The sequence below is a fragment of the Neisseria sp. P0009.S007 genome, from assembly GCF_051962515.1.
This window is the reverse complement of sequence record NZ_JBQCVF010000290.1, coordinates 1-1646: the sequence shown is the minus strand read 5'-3', so window position 1 is coordinate 1646 and position 1646 is coordinate 1. Positions and strand designations below refer to the sequence as shown.

Sequence of the window (1646 nt, the reverse complement as noted above, 5' to 3'; positions counted from 1 at the left end):
CGGCGGCTTCTTGAGTGAGCATGTCGAGTGGGAAAACAATTAAACGCTTTGAAAGAAGATAAAAGGCCGTCTGAAAAAAACAATAATTTATATCGTGCTTAATTTGATGTCATGAATTAAAATGGTTGGGTAATTCAACGATAATCTACGCTAACTTTAGAAAGACAATATGAAACGATCTATCAAATATTTGAGTATGGCTGTACTTGCACTTACAACCAATGCATGGGCAGGAAGTGCGGAAGAAGAGTTGCTGAATGCATTTGTAAAATGTGATGCATCTATGTTTGATATCTTGAAAAACAAGCAGGAGCAATTGAGTAAATATGCTCCGATTGAGAAAGTAGGAAAGACTGCACGTTTTCAGTTAGGTAGTGCCGATGAAGATGGGAAAAGACAGGTTATCTTCAATAAACCGATAATAGTAAACGGCATACATTTTAGTAGTTTTTCGGCAGAATATTCGGAACTGCCGGTTAATGAGACGGGTAAAAATCCTGTTTTTTATTTCTGGGGGTTCGAGCTTAAAAAAGCTCGGGCTGCTGATGTGGTAGCAAAGTTCCCTCAATGGGGATTGAAACCGATGGGAGAGGATTTTGTGACTTCTCCGCAAATTATTATTAATAGTCATAAGTCTTTGCGTTGGCAGCCAAATATGCAAGCAACGTCTGGTTCGATGCCTGCAAAAAATACAGTAGAAAAATCGCTGATATTGGAAGAGAGTGACGGTAAAACTTCTCTTATCTGTACTATTCAGGGTTATCCGAATGATAAACTGATTCGTCGTGAACGACTTGATCTAATCGGGGGAAAGTAAAATGAAAAAGTTAGCTGTTTTTTTGATGACAATTTGTTTACCAATCTCAGTATTTGCCGATAAGCCAAGATTTTTGCCGATGCTGGAGGGTGCTCAGAGTCGTGTTTATGCAGATATGGAAAGTATCAAAAATCATCCTCACAATCCAAATTTGTTAGTATATGATGTGATAACTAATTTTGATGATACGAATAAAAATTTGGCAGGTACTTCCATGATAGAGAAGCACTATCTGGATTGTCTGAACAGGATTGATATTATGAATCCGGAGCCGGTAAAGCTATACAGTCGTCATTTTGGAAAAGGGAAATTATTGCATGAGATCCCAAGGGAATCTGAACGGTTTGAAATGAAAGAGATTTCGACGATGAGTATACTATCTGCTACTGTGTGTAGTGTCGGCGGCCATGATTTTGGTGGTAATCCGAATGCTTTAGAAGATATGGGAAAAGCGTTGGATAAAATGGAACAAAAGAAAGGTCGGAAAAGATAAATCTCAAGGCCGTCTGAAAACATTTTCAGACGGCCTTTATTAATGAAGCAAGGGCAGGTGGGATAACCGCCCTTTTTTAGTTGAAACCTTAGTTTTTTACAGCCCCAGCGACCAAGCATTTTGGTGTTCGGACAAGTCTTCCAAGCGGTTTTCGTAATGGGCGAAGATTTCTTCGATGATTTCGTCTTCGTCGTCGATGACGCGGATCAGGTTTAAATCCTCTTCCAAAATCAGGTTTCTGCCCAGCAACTGCTCGCGTATCCAGTCCAACAGTCCCGCCCAAAATGCTTTGCCCACTAAGATAATCGGGCGGATTCCCACATGATGTATTGCGAC

3 protein-coding genes are annotated in these 1646 nt (G+C 40.1%); 2 read left to right on the top strand and 1 reads right to left on the bottom strand.

Annotation, left to right across the window (positions count from 1 at the left end; translation table 11 throughout):
* Positions 1 to 169: 169 nt before the first annotated feature.
* On the top strand, positions 170 to 817 hold the full coding sequence (locus ACTHS3_RS12550) for a hypothetical protein (RefSeq protein WP_070606445.1): 648 nt from the start codon (positions 170 to 172) through the stop codon (positions 815 to 817).
* A gap of 1 nt (position 818) precedes the next feature.
* Positions 819 to 1310: a surface-adhesin E family protein gene (locus ACTHS3_RS12545; RefSeq protein WP_070606441.1), complete on the top strand. Its 492-nt coding sequence runs from the start codon at positions 819 to 821 to the stop codon at positions 1308 to 1310.
* 96 nt (positions 1311 to 1406) lie between these two features.
* On the opposite strand, the gene ACTHS3_RS12540 is transcribed toward ACTHS3_RS12545, so the two are convergent.
* Positions 1407 to 1646 (bottom strand): LOG family protein (locus ACTHS3_RS12540; protein WP_440368083.1); only part of this gene is annotated, 240 nt, incomplete at its 5' end.

Coding starts and splice junctions, on each gene's coding strand:
- ACTHS3_RS12550 (WP_070606445.1), top strand. CDS start 170: ATGAAACGATCTATCAAATATTTGAGTATGGCTGTACTTGCACTTACA.
- ACTHS3_RS12545 (WP_070606441.1), top strand. CDS start 819: ATGAAAAAGTTAGCTGTTTTTTTGATGACAATTTGTTTACCAATCTCA.